This window comes from Paenibacillus sp. MABNR03 (genome assembly GCF_050455445.1).
GTDB lineage: Bacteria > Bacillota > Bacilli > Paenibacillales > Paenibacillaceae > Paenibacillus > Paenibacillus xylanilyticus.
This window is the reverse complement of record NZ_JBCIYR010000001.1, coordinates 1,979,951-2,000,592: the sequence shown is the minus strand read 5'-3', so window position 1 is coordinate 2,000,592 and position 20,642 is coordinate 1,979,951. Positions and strand designations below refer to the sequence as shown.

Annotated in this window: 18 protein-coding genes; 16 read left to right on the top strand and 2 right to left on the bottom strand. The window is 44.4% G+C overall.

Annotated features, from left to right (window positions below):
• Positions 1–64: 64 nt before the first annotated feature.
• The 5 genes from hflX to AAIH57_RS08390 all read left to right on the top strand — a co-directional run bounded on the left by hflX (position 65) and on the right by AAIH57_RS08390 (position 6,170).
• On the top strand, positions 65–1,351 hold the full coding sequence (gene hflX / locus AAIH57_RS08410) for a GTPase HflX (protein ID WP_175399056.1): 1,287 nt from the start codon (positions 65–67) through the stop codon (positions 1,349–1,351).
• A gap of 85 nt (positions 1,352–1,436) precedes the next feature.
• A complete protein-coding gene (locus tag AAIH57_RS08405; protein WP_175399055.1) occupies positions 1,437–2,690 on the top strand; it encodes an aminotransferase class I/II-fold pyridoxal phosphate-dependent enzyme in 1,254 nt (417 codons plus the stop codon).
• A gap of 82 nt (positions 2,691–2,772) precedes the next feature.
• The gene (locus tag AAIH57_RS08400; protein WP_095286436.1) at positions 2,773–3,186 is read left to right on the top strand and encodes a MerR family transcriptional regulator; all 414 of its coding nucleotides are present in this window, start codon (positions 2,773–2,775) and stop codon (positions 3,184–3,186) included.
• A 128-nt stretch (positions 3,187–3,314) separates the two neighbouring features.
• A complete protein-coding gene (glnA, locus tag AAIH57_RS08395) occupies positions 3,315–4,643 on the top strand; it encodes a type I glutamate--ammonia ligase (RefSeq protein ID WP_175399054.1) in 1,329 nt (442 codons plus the stop codon).
• Positions 4,644–4,874: 231 nt separating this feature from the next.
• Entirely contained in the window at positions 4,875–6,170 is a 1,296-nt protein-coding gene (locus tag AAIH57_RS08390; RefSeq protein WP_430021245.1) for an aldehyde dehydrogenase, read from the top strand.
• A 102-nt stretch (positions 6,171–6,272) separates the two neighbouring features.
• Here AAIH57_RS08390 and lexA read toward each other — a convergent pair whose 3' ends face one another.
• Entirely contained in the window at positions 6,273–6,899 is a 627-nt protein-coding gene (lexA, locus tag AAIH57_RS08385; protein ID WP_056689962.1) for a transcriptional repressor LexA, read from the bottom strand.
• 295 nt (positions 6,900–7,194) lie between these two features.
• Here lexA and AAIH57_RS08380 point away from each other — a divergent pair, with 295 nt between their 5' ends.
• The 8 genes from AAIH57_RS08380 to AAIH57_RS08345 all read left to right on the top strand — a co-directional run bounded on the left by AAIH57_RS08380 (position 7,195) and on the right by AAIH57_RS08345 (position 14,199).
• Positions 7,195–7,572 (top strand): LysM peptidoglycan-binding domain-containing protein, encoded by a 378-nt coding sequence (locus AAIH57_RS08380; protein WP_430021244.1) that lies wholly within the window; start codon positions 7,195–7,197, stop codon positions 7,570–7,572.
• Positions 7,573–7,668: 96 nt separating this feature from the next.
• A complete protein-coding gene (locus tag AAIH57_RS08375) occupies positions 7,669–7,878 on the top strand; it encodes a DUF896 domain-containing protein (RefSeq protein WP_175399051.1) in 210 nt (69 codons plus the stop codon).
• Positions 7,879–8,007: 129 nt separating this feature from the next.
• Positions 8,008–8,520 (top strand): hypothetical protein, encoded by a 513-nt coding sequence (locus AAIH57_RS08370; RefSeq protein ID WP_175399050.1) that lies wholly within the window; start codon positions 8,008–8,010, stop codon positions 8,518–8,520.
• A gap of 27 nt (positions 8,521–8,547) precedes the next feature.
• A complete protein-coding gene (locus AAIH57_RS08365) occupies positions 8,548–9,339 on the top strand; it encodes an HAD family hydrolase (protein WP_430021243.1) in 792 nt (263 codons plus the stop codon).
• Positions 9,340–9,906: 567 nt separating this feature from the next.
• Complete coding sequence (locus AAIH57_RS08360; protein ID WP_246311133.1) at positions 9,907–10,836, top strand: ABC transporter permease; 930 nt, start codon at positions 9,907–9,909, stop codon at positions 10,834–10,836.
• Positions 10,837–10,848: 12 nt separating this feature from the next.
• Complete coding sequence (locus tag AAIH57_RS08355; protein WP_175399047.1) at positions 10,849–11,718, top strand: carbohydrate ABC transporter permease; 870 nt, start codon at positions 10,849–10,851, stop codon at positions 11,716–11,718.
• Positions 11,719–11,787: 69 nt separating this feature from the next.
• Entirely contained in the window at positions 11,788–13,419 is a 1,632-nt protein-coding gene (locus tag AAIH57_RS08350) for an extracellular solute-binding protein (protein WP_430021242.1), read from the top strand.
• Positions 13,420–13,524: 105 nt separating this feature from the next.
• Positions 13,525–14,199 (top strand): GntR family transcriptional regulator, encoded by a 675-nt coding sequence (locus tag AAIH57_RS08345; RefSeq protein ID WP_430021241.1) that lies wholly within the window; start codon positions 13,525–13,527, stop codon positions 14,197–14,199.
• 87 nt (positions 14,200–14,286) lie between these two features.
• Here AAIH57_RS08345 and AAIH57_RS08340 read toward each other — a convergent pair whose 3' ends face one another.
• A complete protein-coding gene (locus AAIH57_RS08340; RefSeq protein WP_175399044.1) occupies positions 14,287–14,832 on the bottom strand; it encodes a cupin domain-containing protein in 546 nt (181 codons plus the stop codon).
• A 179-nt stretch (positions 14,833–15,011) separates the two neighbouring features.
• On the opposite strand from AAIH57_RS08340, the gene metH reads away from it, so the two are divergent.
• The 3 genes from metH (at position 15,012) to AAIH57_RS08325 (ending at position 20,637) form a co-directional block, all read left to right on the top strand.
• Positions 15,012–18,452, top strand: a complete 3,441-nt coding sequence (metH, locus tag AAIH57_RS08335; protein WP_430021240.1) for a methionine synthase — start codon at positions 15,012–15,014, stop codon at positions 18,450–18,452.
• A gap of 74 nt (positions 18,453–18,526) precedes the next feature.
• Positions 18,527–19,471: a ribonuclease Z gene (gene rnz, locus AAIH57_RS08330; RefSeq protein ID WP_430021239.1), complete on the top strand. Its 945-nt coding sequence runs from the start codon at positions 18,527–18,529 to the stop codon at positions 19,469–19,471.
• Between the two features lie 356 nt (positions 19,472–19,827).
• On the top strand, positions 19,828–20,637 hold the full coding sequence (locus tag AAIH57_RS08325; RefSeq protein ID WP_175399041.1) for a TIGR01457 family HAD-type hydrolase: 810 nt from the start codon (positions 19,828–19,830) through the stop codon (positions 20,635–20,637).
• Positions 20,638–20,642 lie beyond the last annotated feature (5 nt).

Sequence of the window (20,642 nt, the reverse complement as noted above, 5' to 3'; positions counted from 1 at the left end):
TACCCTATGAGGGAACAATAAAAGAATTAGATGTAGTGAGTTTTAGAAGGAGGGCACATAGAATATGACAAATACCACACATGATACAGAGCAAGTCAAGAAAGACCGCGCCGTATTGGTGAGCCTGATTACCGATGAAGTGAAGCGCTCAGGCATTAATCCGGAGTACTCTCTGGAGGAATTGGTGAAACTTGCAGAGACTGCAGGAGTTGAAGTGCTGAGTGTACTGTCTCAGAATAGGGAAACCAGAGATACAAAATGGTTTATCGGTAAAGGGAAAGTGGAGGAGCTCCGCGCAATCGCAGAGGAACTTGGTGCTACCACAGCGATTTTTGATCAGGAATTGTCTGGAGCCCAGGTTCGAAATCTGGAAGAGGCACTGGATCTCAAGATAATTGACCGTACCCAATTGATTCTGGATATTTTCGCTCAGCGTGCGAATACAAGAGAAGGAATCATACAGGTTGAATTGGCCCAGCTCAGCTATTTGCTTCCACGTTTATCGGGGCATGGCAAAAACCTTTCCCGGCTTGGTGGGGGAATCGGAACACGTGGACCGGGGGAAAGCAAGCTGGAGACGGATCGTCGTCATATTCGGGGACGCATTGATGATCTGAAACGGCATCTGGAAGAGGTTACACGCCATCGTAAATTGCACCGTGAGCGTCGCAAAAAGACAGGAATTGTTCAAGTTGCCCTTGTAGGGTATACGAATGCCGGTAAATCCACACTCCTTAAACAATTGACTGCTGCTGACGTTTACATTCAAGATCAGCTGTTCGCAACACTTGATCCTACTTCACGTACGATGGAGCTTCCGAGCGGGAAAGAGATCGTGCTTACGGATACGGTTGGATTTATTCAAAACCTTCCGCATGATCTGATTGCAGCTTTCCGTGCGACTCTGGAAGAAGTGAATGAAGCAGATCTTATTTTACATGTTGTGGACGCATCCTCTGCAATGCGTGAAGATCAGATGAGAACGGTGCACGAAATCCTACAGCAGCTGGGATCAGGGGACAAGCCTCAATTGGTTCTCTATAACAAAAAAGATGCGTGCACACGGGAGCAGCTGGAAATGCTTCCTTTGGACAAAGATCATATGAAGGTAAGTGCGCTGGATGAAGCTGACCTGCTGAAGATTAGGGAGCGTATACAGGAAGAGTTGACCGGAGACACGAAGCGGTTTCGGATTCCAGCAGAACGTGGGGATCTGACTTCTGTACTCTACAAAATCGGAGATGTCGTAGAAACGACTTTTGAAGAAAACGATGTGATCTATCAAGTAGAGCTGCAAAAAGGGGAATATGAAAAATTCGGTTATTTACTTGAAGATTTCATTGAATTGTAATATATATGACACATTAATGTGGTAAGTTGACACGATAATCAATATTATGCGTTAGATATGGGCTATGAAGGGGAATGAAGGTAAGATGGCAAGTTTGGATACAGCAATTGTTGAGCTTCAACAACAAGTTGAGGCTCAGATCGAACAGCAGATGAAAATGATAGATGGTATTACCGATTACAACCAGTGGAAGGTCATTGATGCTTTTCAACGCAAACAAGTCAGCGATTATCACTTTGCTGGTTCGACGGGATATGCATATAACGACCGCGGCCGGGAAGTGCTGGATGAGGTGTATGCGGACGTATTTGGCGCAGAAGCAGCGTTGGTACGTCCTCATTTTGCGTCAGGTACGCATACGATTGCTACAGCTCTCTTTGGAGTGCTGCGCCCAGGTGACGAATTGTTATACATCACAGGTAAGCCTTATGACACGTTACACAAAGTGATTGGCAAACCGGAAGACGGCACCGGATCTCTTCGAGATTTTGGTATCGGTTACCGTGAAACCGCTTTGCTTGCGGATGGCAGTGTAGACTGGGACGCCGTTAAAAATAATATTAATTCATCGACCAAAGTCATTGGAATCCAGCGTTCGAGAGGATATGACTGGCGTTCTTCCTTCTGTATTGAAGAGATTGCGGATATGGTAGCACGCGTCAAGTCGATGAAAGAAGACGTCATCGTGTTTGTCGATAACTGTTATGGCGAGTTCACGGAGAAACGCGAACCGACGGAGGTCGGGGTAGATCTGATGGCAGGCTCACTAATCAAAAACCCTGGCGGAGGGCTCGCTGAAACCGGGGGTTACATATGCGGGAAGGAAAAATATGTACAACTTGCGGCATATCGTCTGACTGCACCTGGCATTGGCGGTGAGGTTGGTGCCATGTTGGGCACTACCCGCGGGATCTATCAGGGACTTTACATGGCCCCGACAATTGTGGGACAGGCCATTAAGGGAAGTACCTTCGCCGCTGCGATGTTTGCTGCCTCAGGATTTGTAACGAAACCTGCTTGGAACGAGACACGTACAGATTTGATTCAAGCAGTACAATTCTCCTCGGCTGAGCATCTGATCGCTTTTGTACAGGGGATTCAGCGAGCTGCAGCAGTGGATAGCCATGTGGTTCCGGAGCCATGGGATATGCCGGGTTACGAGCATCCCGTCATTATGGCGGCAGGTACGTTTATACAGGGTGGAAGCCTGGAATTATCAGCGGATGCCCCTATTCGAGAGCCATATATTGGTTACATGCAGGGAGGATTAACATACTCTCATGTTAAATATGGCGTTTTGATGGCGCTGCAAACGATGAAAGATCGTAAATTATTGTGAGTTTATCTAACACGTCATTGACACTTAGTAACAACTAAATGTACAATAAGGTGAAGAATAGATGACTGGAAGGTTGATGAACATGGGTGACGAAATTCGCAGAAATATGGCCTTATTCCCGATAGGTATTGTTATGAAACTAACGGATCTGTCAGCTCGTCAGATTCGATATTATGAGCAGCACAGCTTGATTGTTCCAGCGAGAACGTCAGGTAACCAACGTTTGTTCTCTTTTAATGACGTAGAACGATTGCTGGAGATTAAAGCTTTGATTGAAAAAGGCGTTAACATTGCCGGTATCAAACAGGTTATGAATCCGGTATCCAAGGAATCCGAAGAGGCGACGGTAATTACTGCTGACACAGAAGTGAAGCGCAGAGAACTGTCGGATACACAGCTGCACCGTTTATTGAAGCAGCAGTTGGTTTCTGGTAAGAGACCTGGACAAGTATCTCTCATTCAGGGAGAGCTTTCCCGCTTTTTTAATAAAAAGTAAGTTCGTGTAACGTGGAGGGTCAGCGTAAATCCGGCTTTTCGTTAAGTCGGCTCCTTGACCCGTGGAACATTCTAATGTACAAATATAACATGCAAGCAAAATAAGCAGAAAAGAAAGGGAGAGGTATCGTGAGTTATACAAAAGAAGACATTCTCCGCATCTCTAAAGAAGAAAACGTACGATTCGTTCGATTGCAGTTTACCGATTTGCTTGGAGCTATCAAAAACGTTGAAATTCCTGTAAGCCAATTGACTAAGGCTTTGGATAACAAAATGATGTTTGATGGTTCTTCCATTGAAGGTTATGTGCGTATCGAAGAATCCGACATGTACCTCTATCCGGATCTCGATTCTTGGCTTATTTTCCCATGGGTAGCTGAGAACCGTGTTGCTCGTCTGATTTGCGACGTATATCTTCCAGATGGTAATCCGTTCCCAGGAGATCCACGTGGCATCTTGAAACGAAACCTGAAGGAAGCCGAAGAAATGGGATTCACTTCCTTCAACGTCGGTCCTGAACCAGAGTTCTTCTTGTTCAAAACAGACGAAAAAGGAAACCCGACTAACGAACTGAATGACCAAGGTGGATATTTCGACCTTGCGCCTACGGATCTTGGTGAAAACTGTCGTCGTGACATCGTTATCACACTTGAAGAAATGGGCTTTGAGATCGAAGCTTCCCACCATGAGGTAGCTCCAGGCCAGCATGAGATCGACTTTAAATATGCTGATGCCCTAAAAGCAGCAGACCAGATCCAAACGTTTAAACTCGTTGTTAAAACGATTGCACGTCAGCATGGTCTTCATGCTACCTTCATGCCGAAACCGCTGTTTGGTATGAACGGTTCCGGTATGCACTGTAACCAATCCTTGTTCCAAGGCAAAGTGAACGCATTCGTTGACGAGTCGGACGAGCTGGGTCTGAGCAAAACTGCACGTCACTTCATGGCTGGAACTCTGAAGCATGCGCGTGCGTTTGCAGCAATTACTAACCCAACTGTGAACTCATACAAACGTCTTGTACCAGGTTATGAAGCCCCTTGTTATGTAGCATGGTCCGCCAGTAACCGTAGCCCAATGATCCGTATTCCAGCTTCCCGTGGTCTGAGTACACGTGTTGAGGTTCGTAACCCGGATCCGGCTGCGAACCCTTACTTGGCTTTGGCCGTTCTATTGAAAGCTGGTCTGGATGGAATCAAACGTGAGCTTTCCTTGCCAGCACCAATTGACCGTAACATTTACATCATGTCAGAAGAAGAGCGTGTGGAAGAAGGAATTCCAAGCTTGCCTGCTGACCTGAAAGAAGCTTTGAACGAATTGATCCGCAGTGAAGTAATCTGTGATGCTCTTGGCGATCACGCCCTGGCTCACTTCTACGAGCTGAAAGAAATTGAGTGGGATATGTATCGTACACAAGTCCACCAATGGGAACGCGATCAATACATTACTTTGTACTAATACCGGAAGCCCTTGGCGCATTAGCGCTGAGGGCTTTTTTATGTGAATAGTAGGAAATTAAAGAGGAGGAGGGTCAGTCCGGAAGCGATGTCTTATCGGAATGAAAGAGACAATACATAGGAACTGGAGAAAATATACATATTTTATATGTTGATATTTTCATATTAGTAAGATATAATTCAATTATATTTTGGGCAATTTAATTTTAAAATATTAATTGGAGATGTTGTTATGGAACAAGCGAAGCAGCTCGTAGCAAGCCAGCGAGCTTTCTTTTATACAGCCCAAACCAAAAATATTGATTATCGTATTCGTGCTCTTCAACAATTAAGACAGGGAATTCAGAAATACGAGCAACGGATATTGGACGCCCTGCGTGCGGATCTGAATAAATCTGAAGCTGAGGCGTATAGCTCTGAGATTCGCATCGTTTTAGGTGAATTGGATTTTGCATTAGATCATCTAAAAGATTGGGCGGCGCCAAAAGCTGTGCCCACAAGTTCTCTCATTCCTGATGGCGTGAGCACTATTTACTCCGAACCTTATGGGGTAGCTCTTATTATTGCACCATGGAACTATCCGTTCCAACTAGCCTTTGGTCCTTTAATCGGTGCGATAGCTGCGGGTAACTGTGCCATTATCAAACCATCTGAATTAACCCCGTCTGTATCACGACTTACTCATGATTTGGTCGAAGAGATCTTCCCTATGGAGTATGTAGCGGTCATGGAAGGTGAAGTTGAGACAAGCACAGCCTTGTTGAATGAGAAGTTTGATTACATCTTTTTTACAGGCAGCACGGGTGTTGGCCGCATTGTAATGAAGGCAGCAGCTGAACATCTCACTCCGGTCACCCTTGAATTGGGGGGTAAGAGCCCGGTAATCGTTCATAAAGATGCTGATTTGCAGCTAGCTGCTCAGCGGATTGTTCGGGGCAAGTTTCTAAATGCGGGTCAGACCTGTGTCGCTCCGGATTACTTGCTTGTACATCAAGATGTACACGACAAACTGCTTGAACTGATTGCGACAGAGATCAAAGACAAATTTGGTGAAGATGTGATACGAAATACTGATTTTCCTCACATCGTCAATGCTCGTAACTTTGATCGTTTATCGGTTTTCCTTAATGGTGAGAATGCTCTAATCGGTGGTCGCTCTGATCGGGATCAGCTGCTGATTGAACCAACAGTGCTTGGAAATGTGGATTGGAATTCGCCTGTTATGCAAGAAGAGATCTTCGGTCCTATTCTACCTGTGATGATATACAATGATCTTAACCCTCTACTGGATGAGATTGTGCGACGTCCAAAGCCGCTGGCGCTATATCTCTTCACAGAGGATGAGGAACTCCAGAATCAGATTCTGGAACAAGTCTCCTTCGGGGGAGGATGCATTAATGATACGTTATCACATATGACTTCACATTTTTTGCCGTTTGGTGGTGTTGGAGACAGTGGTATGGGGGCATACCATGGTCAGAAGAGCTTTGATGTGTTCTCTCATCACAAAAGCATCCTAAAACGTTGAAAAGTGGAATTAAAATTAGGTGAAACAAAAAAAGAGGTTGTCCTGGCGAACAGGACAGCCTCTTTGAAAATTTCATTTCATCTTGATTCGCTGCAGAGAATGCTAGTGAATATCGCGGAAAAGGCCAATGACTTTACCTAAAATGCTTACGTGTTTCAGGCGAAGTGGCTCAAATGTGGCATTCTCAGGCTGAAGGCGAATGTGATCTTTTTCTTTGTAAAATGTTTTGACCGTCGCTTCGTCATCTTCAGTCATCGCAACGACAATATCACCGTTATCTGCTGTTTGCTGCTGGCGCACGATAACATAGTCACCATTGACGATCCCTGCTTCAATCATACTGTCTCCAACGACAGAGAGCATAAATACCTTCTGTTCACCGACATAATGAGTGGGAAGGGGGAAATAATCTTCAATGTTTTCTGTTGCAGTAATAGGGACCCCTGCTGTGACTTTACCTACAACAGGAATACGGGCAACACTATGTGCAAACTGATGGGAGTGCTCGGATTCCTCTTGACTTAATAGTTCGATGGCTCTTGGTTTGGTAGGGTCACGTCTAATTAGACCTTTCTTCTCCAAGCGATCCAGGTGTCCGTGGACCGTTGAGCTGGAAGCCAGTCCAACAGCTTCTCCAATTTCTCGTACGGAAGGAGGATATCCCTTCAACCGGACTTCATTGCGTATAAACTCCAGAATAGCCTGCTGCCTGCTGGATATCTTCGACATACCGTATCAACCCCATTTTAGTAACGTTTGGGAAAATTATAACATAGAACCTCCGTTCGTACAAACATAAGTTCTAAATAAAATGCGATAAAATCAACGATTATGAATGGGAGTATAGCGTTTGTTACCAAACCGTTACGAAAAGTGAGAATTGGACTGTTATTTATAATCAAGTTACAGAAATTAGGTGATGAAAATAAAGCGAACAATTGTTCTAAAAATCTGTTGTACAAAACAAGTGTTCGTGTTATATTGATTTCAACAGATAGGAACAAACGTTTGGAGGACGATTGATATGAGATATTCTACTTATCAAAGTATTTATGAACCGGTGAATTCGGAAGCGGTCAAGTCTAACATAGGTCATGTTAAGAGATTGTTTGCAGATGCCAAGATTCCAACATGGATGTTGAAATTGATTATGGTATCGTTAATCATATTTGTTGGTTGCAGTACCGTTTTGACTGTATTTGCAGGGGATGAGGGTGACGTTCTTCCCGGAGGGAAAATAGCGGTGTCTCAGGGAGAGACGCTATGGAGCATTTCTTTGGAACATAAACCGGAAAATATGGATACACGTGTATATATAGAAGCAATGAAGAAAGTAAATCAACTTGAATCGACTTCAATTCAAGCAGGGCAAGTGTTGATTTTGCCTCAGTTTACACCCTAATTTCATGATTCATACGACCGTGTAAGTAGTAGCCTTGACAAGCTGCCTCGATCATGTCAAAGTTAGTATGACTTTGTATTTTTGGAGGGGACAAGCTTGGATATAGATAGCCTGGTAGCACGTATTAATGAATTGGCTCGTAAACAAAAGTCCACTGGACTGACGGAGGAAGAACTTGCTGAACGGGCCAAACTTAGAGAAATTTACTTGAGCAACATCCGCAGCAACTTCAGACAGCAACTGGATTCTATTGAAATTGTAGATGATGAAAACGATCAAGGCCGCCAAGGCAAACTCAAACACTAAAAGAAACCTAATGATATCTTGATGATATTTAGGTTTCTTCCTGTTATTTTGAGAATGCAAATTTATAGGGGGAATGTTGGTTTACGTTTTTTGTAAGCCGATACAAAGAAGACATAAAGGGGGATTCTCATGGCTCGTTCGTTCGAGAGAACGGTTCGGAAAAATTCAAAGCAGTTGAATCAGCAGCGCAAAAAAAATGGTCAACCGATTTCGGGTTCGCCCGGTGAAGACATTTTTAAAGGACGCAGTCTCCTGTTTCCTATTTTCCTGATCGGACTTGCGTTATTGTATCTGTTTATGAGCACATTTCTTGTTAAAGCTCCGATGACAACATGGGACTGGGTTACCATGCTGTTGTATGTATTTTTGGCTGTGATCTTTATGCTCCGCCGTCCTTACATTAAAATCGGGAGCAACCGAATTATAACAACCAAAGGGAATCGTGAACGCTCCATCGGAGTAGATGACATCGTTAAGTTCCGATTCGAGCAGGGAACGGTAGTTATCGAGCATAACAGCCGTGGCAAAAGATGGGTGTTCACTAAACTATTGAACCGTTATGATACAGATGCAATTTCGGAACGACTTCTGAAATTTGCCAAAGCACATCAGATTACTGTAGAAACAGACGAGAAAAAGTAATTATTCACAAAGGGGAAGATGACCGGAATGGCATTAAAAGCGATTTTGTTCGACCTGGATGATACTTTGTTGTGGGATGAACGCAGTGTGCGTGAAGCATTCCATGAAACTTGCCTGCTCGCTTCTCAAGAAACCGGCATTAAGCCTGAAGATCTGGAGGAAGCAGTTCGTAACGAAGCTCGAAGTCTTTACGAATCATATGAAACTTTCCCGTTCACCAAAATGATTGGCATTAATCCTTTTGAAGGTTTATGGGCTAACTTTACAGGTGGCGACCAACCTGAGTTCCGTCAATTGGAACAACTCGCTCCTGTGTATCGCAAGGAGTCATGGCGTCGTGGCTTGTTGAAGCTGGGTGTGGATCGGGAAGACTTGGCTGAACGACTCGCTTCGCAATTCGGGGCAGAGCGCAGATCCAGACCTCATGTTTATGAGGAAACGATGGATACGTTGCGACAATTGCAAGGCAAGTTCAAGCTATTGCTGTTAACTAACGGTTGTCCAGCACTTCAACAAGAGAAGTTGGACGGTGTACCTGAGCTGGCTCCTTTCTTTGATGAGATTATTATTTCGGGTACCTTCGGTAAGGGGAAACCTGACCCGTCGATCTTTGAGCATGCACTTAGCAAACTTGAAGTGAAACCAGAAGAGAGTCTGATGGTAGGGGATAAACTTACTACCGATATTCGTGGAGCTCTATCTGCAGGTATTCAGTCTGTCTGGATTAACCGTGAAAATAAGGTGAACCCGGAGTCGTATGTACCTGATCATGAAATTAAGCATTTGTCGGAATTAGAACGTATCATTGCTAACTTCTGATATCTCCATATTTTCTAGCCAAACATTGATAACTCAGCGAGTGATGCTAAATCATTCAATTAGTTATCAATGTTTTTTTACATAATGATACTTTATAGCTGTAATGTGTTGAAGTTTGGAAAAATAATAAAAAAAGGTATTGAAATGTTGGGACTGCTGATTTAGAATGTAACTAACATACTAGTATGACTAGTATGGAAACTAAACAAGCGGTGATCTTTTGACAAATCCAGGTTATGGAATCAGGAGTTATTGCTTTATTATTTTTATGTTTATTGTAAGCGCTTTACATAGTTTTGGGAAATATTAATTTTTGGAATACAAGAGGTATGGATGAGATTGGGCAGCAAGATAACAATCTGGACTAAGTATATCCATTTAAATCACATATATTGATATCGCTTACATTTCCAAATATTTATTATGCAGTGGGGGTGAAATTTCTGCAAGGTCTTCGATAGAAAGAAGAGAAGATGGGAGTTGTCATGAAGTACTTTTGATTTTATCAAGATTATGGATCGGAGTGAATCAGACATGAATTCAGAAACTGCAAAAAACACGCTTACGATGACCTCATTACGTAAAGAAAGCAGGTTAAGAACAGCAGGAGCCTTACTCCGCAAAGATTGGCAGCTGTATTCCCTATTAATACTTCCAGTTATCTATCTGCTTATTTTCAAATACGGACCCATGATTGGTAATGTGATTGCCTTTAGAAGATTTGTACCCGGAGGCAGTATTTTTGGTGAAACTTGGGTTGGGTTAAGGTATTTCCAGATGTTCGTACAAGACCCGACGTTTTGGAAAGTATTTGGAAATACATTAATACTAGGTGGGCTTGCATTACTATTCACTTTCCCGGTTCCAATTATCTTTGCTCTGCTTTTGAACGAAGTGAAAAGTAAACGCTTTAAAAAGTTTGTTCAGACTGCATCCTATCTACCGCATTTCTTATCCATCGTGATCGTAGCCGGAATGATTTTGCAGTTAACCGCAGTTAATGGATCAATAAATGGCTTGGTTGCATTCTTTACCGGAGACAACATTCCTTTTATGCAGCGTGCCGAATGGTTCAGAACGATCTATATTTCTTCAGAAATTTGGCAAGGCATGGGTTGGGGAGCCATTCTGTATCTTGCCGCATTGACAACCATTGATGATTCCTTGTATGAAGCTGCACGGATTGATGGTGCGAACCGCTGGAAACAAACGATTCATGTAACCATTCCGGGCATTTTGCCAACGATCGTTACATTGTTGATTCTGAATATGGGTAATTTTCTTGCCGTCGGATTTGAGAAAATTTTACTCCTTTATAACCCGCTGATTTATGACACATCTGACGTGATTTCCACTTACCTGTACCGGGTAGGTTTGCAATCCAGTAACTTCAGTTATGCTACTGCGATTGGATTATTCGAATCACTCATCGGACTCATATTGGTATTCTCGGTAAATGCAATCTCACGCAGATTAACACAACGAAGCTTGTGGTAAAGGAGGGACAACATGCAGGAATCAAAATCATACAAAGTGTTCAAAGTGTTTAACGCCATTTTTTTGCTGCTCGTGGTGTTCATCACGCTCTATCCATTCCTGAATGTCGTAGCGCAATCTTTCAGTAGCGAATCCTATATCAATTCAGGGAAAGTCAGCATCATCCCGAGAGGTTTCAATGTAGACACGTACAAGACAATCTCTCGAGACAGCATGTTCTGGACCAATTATAAAAATACGATTATCTACACTGTGGTGGGTACGTTGATATCCATGTTCATGACCACCATATTCGCGTATGCGATCTCCAAAAAGAGATTAATGGGACGCAAGTTCTGGACGATGTTTGCCGTGTTCACCATGTTTTTCAGTGGCGGATTGATTCCAAACTATGTCCTGATTAATTCCCTGGGTATGAACAATACGATGTGGGCGTTGGTTGTCCCTGGTGCAATCAGCATCTATAACATGTTAATTATGAAATCGTTTTTCGAGAACATGCCGGAGGAACTGGAGGAAGCTGCAGCCATCGACGGTTTGAACACATACGGTATTTTACTTCGCATCATATTACCGCTGAGTAAGGCTGTAATGGCTACAATGGTACTGTTTTATGCGGTGGGCCACTGGAACTCATGGTTTCCAGCCTTCCTCTACCTCGACAAAAAAGAGCTGTTCCCTGTGACCATCTATCTGCGCAACATGATTGCGGGTGCAACAGGAGGAGCTTCGGCGGGCGCATCAGCCGACAATTTGACTCAAATCTCTGCAAATATCAAGTCGGTAACAATGGTACTGACAATCTTGCCAATTCTCACGATATATCCTTTTGTACAAAGATACTTTGTAACCGGTATCATGTTGGGATCTGTTAAACAGTAATTCCAATCAAAATAGTTAATATCTATTCTACGCAAGGCGAACCTAAACCACATGCAGGGGGACAATGGAATGAAAAAGAGACCACGCAAGCTTGTAGGCAAGATGGTTTTGGCAACAATGATGAGTGTCGTTTTGGCAGCATGCAGCAGCGGTGCTGGCACAGAGAAAGCTGAACCAGAATCTAAGGGCGCAATGGAATCCTACAGCGTGGGTGAGACGTTTAAAGCGTCAGAGCCGTTTAACTTATCCATTCTTTATAGTGATCAGCCAGCATATCCATACAAGAAAGATTGGTTGCTTTTCCAAAAAATTACCGAGTTGACGGGTGTGACATTGGATCCTACGATCGTACCGATGTCCGACTATCCTCAGAAAAGATCTCTTTTGATCAGTTCAGGAGATGCACCTCTCGTTATACCTAAAACCTATCCGGGCGAAGAATCTGCCTTTGTATCATCCGGTGCGGTTTTGCCAGTAAGTGATTATGTTGACTTGATGCCTAATTTCAAGGACAAGGTAGAGAAGTGGGGACTTGAGGATGAACTGGAGGGTCTCCGGCAGGAAGATGGTAAGTATTACGTTCTCCCTGGTTTGCATGAAGAAGTGTGGCCTGACTATACACTGATTGTTAGAACGGATGTCTTTGAGAAAAATAATATTCCGATCCCTACGACATGGGATGAATTATATGAGGCTGCCAAGAAATTGAAAGAGATTTATCCGGACTCCATTCCATTCTCGGACCGCTTTGAATTCAACAGCACTTTAAATATTGCCGCTGCTGGTTTTGGAACCAAGGGCGGTTGGGGCTTCGGCAACGGCCTTACGTACAAGGAAGACAAGGATGAATTCGTATATACATCCACTACACCTGAGTACAAAGAGATGCTGACGTACTTTAACAAACTGGTGTCTGAAGGGCTTCTGGACAAGGAAAGTTTAACTCAAGATGATGATCAGGCAATACAAAAATTTGTCTCTGGCAAATCGTTTATCATTAACGGTAACTCCCAAACGGTTGTTCTGCACCGCAATGATATGAATAAAACATTGGGCGAAGGCAACTTCTCCATTGCAAAAATTACAGTTCCGGGTGGACCAAAAGGACAATTGATGTCTGGATCGCGACTTGAAAACGGTGTCATGATTTCCGGCAAAATTAAAGAAAGCGAAAACTTCAAAGCCATAATGCAATTTATTGACTGGTTATACTATAGTGATGAAGGCCAGGAGTTCACCAAATGGGGCGTTGAAGGAGAGACTTTCACCAAACAGGATGGTGTTCGCAAACTTGCGGATGATGTGAACTATAACGGGTTGAATCCTAAAGGCACAAAGGATCTTCGTATTGATTATGGTTTCTCCGGCGGTGTATTTGCGTATGGTGGAACTACAGATCTGCTGCATTCCATGTTTAGTGAAGAAGAGTTGAAATTCCAACAGGACATGAAGGATACCAAGGAAGTTATTCCAGCTGAACCGCCAATTCCATACTCAGACATTGACCGTGAACAGGTGACATTGCTCAGTACTCCTCTTAAGGATTACTCGGACCAAAATACACTCAAATTTATTCTGGGCGAACGCAGTCTCGACGAATATGATGCATTTGTGCAGGAACTGGAAGGACAAGGATTGTCCCAGTATCTACAGATTTCCAATGATACGTACAAAAAGTATAAAGAAAACAAACAGCAGTAGCAGATAAGCGAAGTTTAATCGATTGCCGTTTCGCTGAAAGCATTTTAGTGAAGCGGCAATTTATGCTAAGATGAATGAATACGGCTGAGAGGAAGAGGTTAAGGAATGTCACTTAATCAAAAGATTAGAGGTTCGACCCGGGCTTATTCATACGATCTGATAAAGGAACGAATTTTGCACCTTGAACTTGAGCCTGGTACGAAAATTTCCGAGAAAGAAATTGCGGACGAACTAGAGGTCAGCAGAACGCCAGTACGCGAAGCTTTTATGAAGCTTGCTGAAGAGGAACTGCTGGATATTATCCCGCAGAGCGGAACAATAGTCTCACATATTAATCTGGAGCATGTTGAAGAAGGCAGATTTATGAGAGAAAAAATAGAGAAGGAAATTGTAGCACTGGCTTGCGCCTCGTTTGCGGATGAATTCAAATTCAGGTTGGAAACCAACATCGCCATGCAGGAAGTGTGTCTGGATAAGAATAATTTCTATCGACTGTTTGAACTGGATGAGGAGTTTCATCAAATCCTGTTTCAGGGCACTGGTAAAATGAGATCATGGAAAATGCTTCAGCAGCTTAACATTCCGTTTAATCGTTTGCGCATCCTCCGCTTGTCTGAAGACATTAACTCGGAAATTATAATCTCCCAACACAAGGAAATCTACCAGCTCATCAAGGAACGCCAAACCGAACAAGCAATGAAGGTGATGGAAGCTCATCTCAGACTTGTCGTCGTTGAACAGGAGACGGTCAAAGCAAAATATCCACATTATTTTATATAGTTAACTTAATGTTGTATACTGATCCAAATGGTAACAAACCCCTGTTCGAATGGACAGGGGTTTGTTGAATGAACAATCATGTATTTATTAGGCTTGTTTAATAAAAGTAGGATCAGGATATGGATCAGCGACCCAGCCATCTTTTTCAATAAAGAGCCGAACAGCAATAATCTGTTTATTCTCCATCAAAGTAAAGAAGTGAGGAGTATTCTCTGGTACAGAAATGACGTCTCCAGGAGACAATTCTACATTAAAATAACCTACATCATCAGTACCTTTGATTACAAAAATACCTTTACCCGCAACAATTGCGCGGATTTCATCCTCAGCATGCGTGTGAATTTCTTCGAACTTGGCCAGTTTTGCTTCGATGTCTGGCGTTTGTTCGGACAGGGTGATGACATCCCAGATTTGGTATCCGCGACGTGCGGCCAGGTCTTTGATCTCATAATCATAGGTTTCCAAAACCTGATTTTTTTGATCATCAGTCAATCCAAAGTTATTTTGCAATTCAGCACTTAATTTGGATGCATCCCATTTTTCATAAAGTACTTCATATTTGTCCAAGAAATTTCGAACATTTTCGTCTCCAGTGATACGTTCGTTCGTATTTCGGATTACAATTTCAGCCATGTTCTTTCCCTCTTTTCCACTTGGTTTAATAGATATTATATCGGATGTCAATCTTTTTGTCGATTCACAAATTCGTTCTGGGTCCACCGAAACCCGCAATACAGCTGAATAAAACCGATCTTTCACATTAAGTTAGTTTCTGTTAAACTAAGATTTAACGTTTTGCGGGGGTGAAGATATTGGATAAGCTTAGTCTACAAGATGCATTAAAACAACGAATATTAATCCTCGACGGTGCGATGGGGACCATGATTCAACAAGTTGATCTAACCGGTGCAGATTTTGGCGGAGATGATCTGGATGGATGTAATGAAATGCTGGTACTTACACGTCCAGAACTCATACAGCGCATTCATGAAGAATATCTGGAAGCTGGTGCAGATTTAATCGAAACCAATACATTCGGAGCTACTTCTGTCGTATTGGCCGAATATGATATCCAGGATCGTGCTCGCGAGATTAACCTCGAAGCTGCTCGAATTGCGAGAGCAGCAGCAGATCGCTTTTCGACTCCGGAGTCTCCAAGGTATGTGGTAGGTGCGATGGGACCAACGACCAAGACACTCTCGGTTACAGGTGGCGTAACGTTCCAGGAACTTATCGACAGTTATTTCGAGCAAGCGCTTGCTTTAATCGAGGGAGGCGTTGACGCGCTACTGCTTGAAACTTCGCAGGATACTCTTAATGTTAAGGCAGGCAGCATCGGTATCCAGCAGGCATTTGAGCAGAGCGGTATGAAGCTTCCTTTGATGATCTCGGGGACAATAGAACCGATGGGGACAACCCTAGCCGGTCAGAACATCGAGTCCTTTTATATATCCCTAGAACACCTTAACCCAATTTCAGTGGGACTAAACTGCGCAACAGGTCCAGAGTTTATGCGTGACCATATTCGTTCGCTTTCCGCAATGGCTTCTGTTGCGGTCAGCTGTTATCCAAATGCCGGTCTTCCGGATGAGAATGGCAATTATCACGAGTCACCCGATTCGCTTGCTCAGAAAATCGGTGCATTTGCCGAACAGGGATGGTTGAACATTGCCGGTGGCTGCTGTGGAACAACACCAGCACATATTCGGGCGATGCGTGATACGCTTGCCAAGTACCCCCCAAGAGAAATGAACGGAACACATCCACCTGCGTTATCCGGGATTGATCCGGTATATGTCGAGCAGGACAACCGCCCATATATGGTTGGTGAACGGACCAATGTGCTTGGATCACGGAAGTTCAAGCGCCTGATCGTAGAGGGGAAATATGAAGAGGCTTCCGAAATAGCACGGGCTCAGGTAAAAAATGGTGCACACGTCGTCGACGTTTGTGTACAGGATCCGGACCGTGAAGAAGCTGAAGACATGGAAAAGTTCCTAGAACTTGTCGTCAAAAAAGTAAAGGTCCCGCTTATGATCGATACAACAGACGCCAAAGTTATCGATTTGGCTCTTCAGTACTCACAAGGTAAAGCAATAATTAACTCCATTAACCTTGAGGATGGGGAAGAGAAATTTGAGCTTGTGACTCCGCTTATTCACAAATACGGAGGAGCTGTCGTTGTAGGTACGATTGATGAACGCGGACAGGCAATCAGTCGGGAAGACAAACTGGAAGTCGCCAAACGTTCATACGATCTCCTGGTAAATAAGTATGGGTTGAAGGCAGAAGACCTGATTTTTGATACATTGGTTTTCCCTGTAGGCACGGGGGATGAACAGTATATTGGTTCGGCCAAGGAAACGATCGAAGGTATTCGGGTTATTAAGGAAGCGATGCCTGAGTGTCACACGATTCTCGGTATCAGCAACATCTCATTTGGATTGCCTGAAGCCGGTCGGGAAGTGCTGAACTCTGTGTTCTTGTATGAGTGTACGAAGGCTGGTCTCGACTATGCGATCGTAAACACGGAGAAGCTTGAACGGTATGCCTCCATTCCGGAGGAAGAGCGTAGATTATCGGAAGAGCTTTTATATAATACGAATGACGAAACACTCGCCGCATTCGTAGCGGCATTCCGTAACAAAAAGGTTGAGAAGAAAGAAAAGATCTCCAATCTTTCATTAGAAGAGCGTCTGGCCTCTTATGTTGTTGAAGGAAGCAAAGAGGGGCTGCTGCCCGATCTGGAACAGGCACTGGCCAAATTCTCAGCACTCGAAGTAATCAATGGTCCACTTATGCGCGGGATGGAAGAGGTAGGACGACTGTTTAACAATAATGAGCTGATTGTAGCCGAGGTTTTACAAAGTGCGGAAGTGATGAAGGCTTCAGTTGCTTATCTGGAGCAATTCATGGAGAAAAATGAAACATCAGTGAAAGGCAAGATCATTCTGGCAACTGTTAAGGGTGATGTGCATGACATCGGTAAAAACCTGGTGGAGATCATCCTGTCCAATAACGGTTACCGAATCATTAATTTGGGTATAAAAGTACCACCAGAACGAATTATCGAAGCATATAGAGAAGAAAAAGTCGATGCTATCGGTTTGTCCGGTTTGCTCGTTAAATCGGCACAGCAGATGATTGTCACCGCACAAGATTTACGTACAGCAGGTATTGACGTACCTATTATGGTTGGCGGGGCAGCACTTACGCGCAAATTCACCAAAAACCGGATTCGTCCTGAATATGACGGAATGGTTGTGTATGCGAAAGATGCCATGGACGGTCTGGATCTGGCAAACAAGCTGATGAACCCTGCTACACGTGAAGTTATGCAGCTGGAGATGGAGGCTGAAAAAGAAGCGGATGCTTCCAGCACAGAAACGGTTAATCCGCTGCCGGAGCTAACGCGAGTCGAACGGTCGGATATCGCAATCGACAATCCGGTTCTGGTTCCTCCGGATCTTGAGCGGCACACGCTCCGGAATTATCCGCTGTCGCACATTCTGCCATATGTCAACATGCAGATGCTGCTTGGTCATCACCTTGGTCTACGGGGTTCTGTAGAGCAGCTGCTCGCCTCAGGTGACCCCAAGGCAACGGACCTCAAAGCAGTCGTAGATGGGATCATGCACGAAGCTGTCCGGGATGGAATTATTCAGGCACATGCCATGTATCGCTTTTTCCCGGCACAGTCCAGCGGTAACAGTGTCATCATCTACGATCCGGAGAACACGAGCAATATTTTGCATACATTCACCTTTCCGCGGCAAAAGGTTGAACCATTCCTGTGTCTGTCGGACTTCCTGAAGCCCGTGGAATCCGGACAGATGGATTATGTTGGTTTCATGGTTGTAACGGCTGGACATGGTGTTCGCGAGCTATCAACGGCTTGGAAAGAGCAAGGAGATTATCTGCGTTCGCATGCTTTGCAATCCGTAGCTCTTGAAGTGGCAGAGGGATTAGCTGAACGTGTGCATCATATGATGAGAGATATCTGGGGCTTCCCAGATCCTGCGAACATGACCATGAAACAGCGTCACGGCGCGCGTTACCAAGGAATACGGGTGTCATTTGGATATCCGGCTTGTCCGGATTTGGAAGATCAGGGACCGCTCTTCAAGCTGATGCAGCCTGAGGACATTGGCGTGGAATTGACGGAAGGTTTCATGATGGAACCTGAAGCATCCGTGTCAGCGATGGTATTCAGCCATCCACAAGCCAAGTATTTTAACGTTGAAAAAGCATAATAATGAAGAGGTCAGGCAGAGCCCTCCGCATCGTCGGAGGCTTTTTGCTGGCAACAGAAAGAGGTGCAATCCGGATGGAACTATATTTCCTGGGAACTAATGCTGGTGTACCTACGCTGCAGCGGAATGTAACTTCCATTGGGCTCCGCATGTTGGATGAGCGAAGAGCTTTGTGGTTGTTTGACTGCGGGGAAGGAACCCAGCACCAGATTTTAAGTTCACCGCTAAAATTGAGTAAATTGGAGAAAGTATTCATCACCCATCTTCATGGGGATCATGTATTCGGGCTTCCAGGCCTGCTTTCCAGCCGAGCTTATCAGGGAGGAACTACCCCTCTTACGGTCTATGGACCGCCTGGAACGGAACGCATGATTACGACAGTGATGGAGTTAAGTCAGTCACGGATTAACTACGAGTTGAAGATTATCGAACATAAGGGTGGATTGCTGTTTGAAGATGAAAGCTTCATTGTAGAATCCGCATTGCTCGAACACCGAATCGACAGCTATGGGTACCGGATTACCGAGAAGGATCGTCCAGGCAGCCTCGACCAAGTTAAATTGGCAGAATACGGTCTGAAGCCTGGTCCTCTCTTTGGTCGTCTTAAACGCGGGGAGACGATTACTCTGAAAGATGGCAATGTGGTTCGTCCAGAGGATGTGCTCGGGGCTCCGAAGCGTGGCAAAGTGATAACGATTCTGGGTGACACGCGTCCTTGTGAAAATGTATTGCCTCTTGCTCAGCATGCAGATGTACTTGTACATGAAGCTACCTTTATGGACGATTTAGCGGATACGGCTCATGAGTATTATCACAGCACTGCGAAGCAAGCGGCCGAGGCGGCGAGAGCAGCAAATGTTGGAGAACTGATCATGACGCATTTTAGCTCACGCTACAAGGATGAAGATCAACTGCAGCCACTTTTGGAAGAGGCAAGGACCGTATTTCCAAACTCTAGACTGGCAAACGAGCATCAATTGATTCCTGTCATTTACCATCAGGAAATTTCCCGGCCTTGATTAGTGAGAGATGGTGATTCAAAAACAGTTTGTTTAAAGACAGCAACTGAACGGGACTGAGGGGAGGGATATGCCCTGAGGTCCCTTTTGCAATCTGTTCAGAAAGCGTGTAGGATGGGCAATATGAGCAGGAAATGAATTAAATTATTTTCCGGGAAAGCGCAGGAAATGACAAGCTTGTACAGAAGACGCGCGTGTCAAAACGTCTGAGTTCGATTCGGTTCGACTTGTTGCGTGTTTATACGAGCAACCCCATATTTTCTTCTGGAATACATAGCTATGGTTCAAGAAACAAACAATGGAATTTTAATTAAGGACATGAATGATTAATGGTCTAAAGAAAGGAAGTGCTCTGTATGATTAAGGCCTATCTGATTGATCTGGATGGTACTCTCTATCATGGCAGACATCGGATTGAGGGAGCGGATAAGCTTATTCAGACACTGAATGATCAAGCTGTACCTTATCTGTTTGTAACAAATAACTCTTCCCGTACACCGCAAGGGGTGGCAGATCACTTGAACGGCATGGGAATTCCAGCGGAAGCTTCTCAGGTATGCACCTCAGCTGTAGCTGCTGCGGAATATGTGGCTGAAGAGTCGCCGGGTGCCAAGGTTGCCTGCATTGGAGAAGAAGGACTGCTTCAGGCCATTGAAGAGGCGGGATTACTGCTGACGGAAGATAAACCGGAATACGTTATTCAAGGCATAGACCGTGAATTTTCGTATAAAAAGCTAACCAAGGCACTGCGCTGGATCAATGATGGGGCAAAATCCATTATGACCAACCCTGATCTTCAGCTTCCTTCGGATGATGGACTGACGCCGGGAGCGGGTACGATTGGTGCAGCGATTGAAGCAGCTGCGGGTGTTTCGCCAACGGTGATCGGCAAACCATCGAGCATTATCATGAAATCTGCGATAAGTCGCTTAAATCTAAACCCTGATGAAGTTGCTGTGATCGGGGACAATATGCGTACCGACATTGCTGCAGGAGCAGCGGCCGGATGTGAGACACTCTTAGTACTGACAGGTGTCACGACGAAACAAAATATGGATGGTCATATCAGCGCAGCGAAGGTACGACCTGATCATGTGTTTGATGATTTGCATAAACTGATTGAGTGGCTGTCGCAACAAGCAGGCCATGCATCCAAGAAGGGATAGATAAC

Bases quoted from the DNA above. Each gene is read 5' to 3' on its own strand.
- hflX (WP_175399056.1), top strand. From the start codon at position 65: ATGACAAATACCACACATGATACAGAGCAAGTCAAGAAAGACCGCGCC.
- AAIH57_RS08405 (WP_175399055.1), top strand. From the start codon at position 1,437: ATGGCAAGTTTGGATACAGCAATTGTTGAGCTTCAACAACAAGTTGAG.
- AAIH57_RS08400 (WP_095286436.1), top strand. From the start codon at position 2,773: ATGGGTGACGAAATTCGCAGAAATATGGCCTTATTCCCGATAGGTATT.
- AAIH57_RS08390 (WP_430021245.1), top strand. From the start codon at position 4,875: ATGGAACAAGCGAAGCAGCTCGTAGCAAGCCAGCGAGCTTTCTTTTAT.
- lexA (WP_056689962.1), bottom strand. From the start codon at position 6,899: ATGTCGAAGATATCCAGCAGGCAGCAGGCTATTCTGGAGTTTATACGC.
- AAIH57_RS08380 (WP_430021244.1), top strand. From the start codon at position 7,195: ATGAGATATTCTACTTATCAAAGTATTTATGAACCGGTGAATTCGGAA.
- AAIH57_RS08370 (WP_175399050.1), top strand. From the start codon at position 8,008: ATGGCTCGTTCGTTCGAGAGAACGGTTCGGAAAAATTCAAAGCAGTTG.
- AAIH57_RS08365 (WP_430021243.1), top strand. From the start codon at position 8,548: ATGGCATTAAAAGCGATTTTGTTCGACCTGGATGATACTTTGTTGTGG.
- AAIH57_RS08360 (WP_246311133.1), top strand. From the start codon at position 9,907: ATGACCTCATTACGTAAAGAAAGCAGGTTAAGAACAGCAGGAGCCTTA.
- AAIH57_RS08355 (WP_175399047.1), top strand. From the start codon at position 10,849: ATGCAGGAATCAAAATCATACAAAGTGTTCAAAGTGTTTAACGCCATT.
- AAIH57_RS08350 (WP_430021242.1), top strand. From the start codon at position 11,788: ATGAAAAAGAGACCACGCAAGCTTGTAGGCAAGATGGTTTTGGCAACA.
- AAIH57_RS08345 (WP_430021241.1), top strand. From the start codon at position 13,525: ATGTCACTTAATCAAAAGATTAGAGGTTCGACCCGGGCTTATTCATAC.
- AAIH57_RS08340 (WP_175399044.1), bottom strand. From the start codon at position 14,832: ATGGCTGAAATTGTAATCCGAAATACGAACGAACGTATCACTGGAGAC.
- rnz (WP_430021239.1), top strand. From the start codon at position 18,527: ATGGAACTATATTTCCTGGGAACTAATGCTGGTGTACCTACGCTGCAG.
- AAIH57_RS08325 (WP_175399041.1), top strand. From the start codon at position 19,828: ATGATTAAGGCCTATCTGATTGATCTGGATGGTACTCTCTATCATGGC.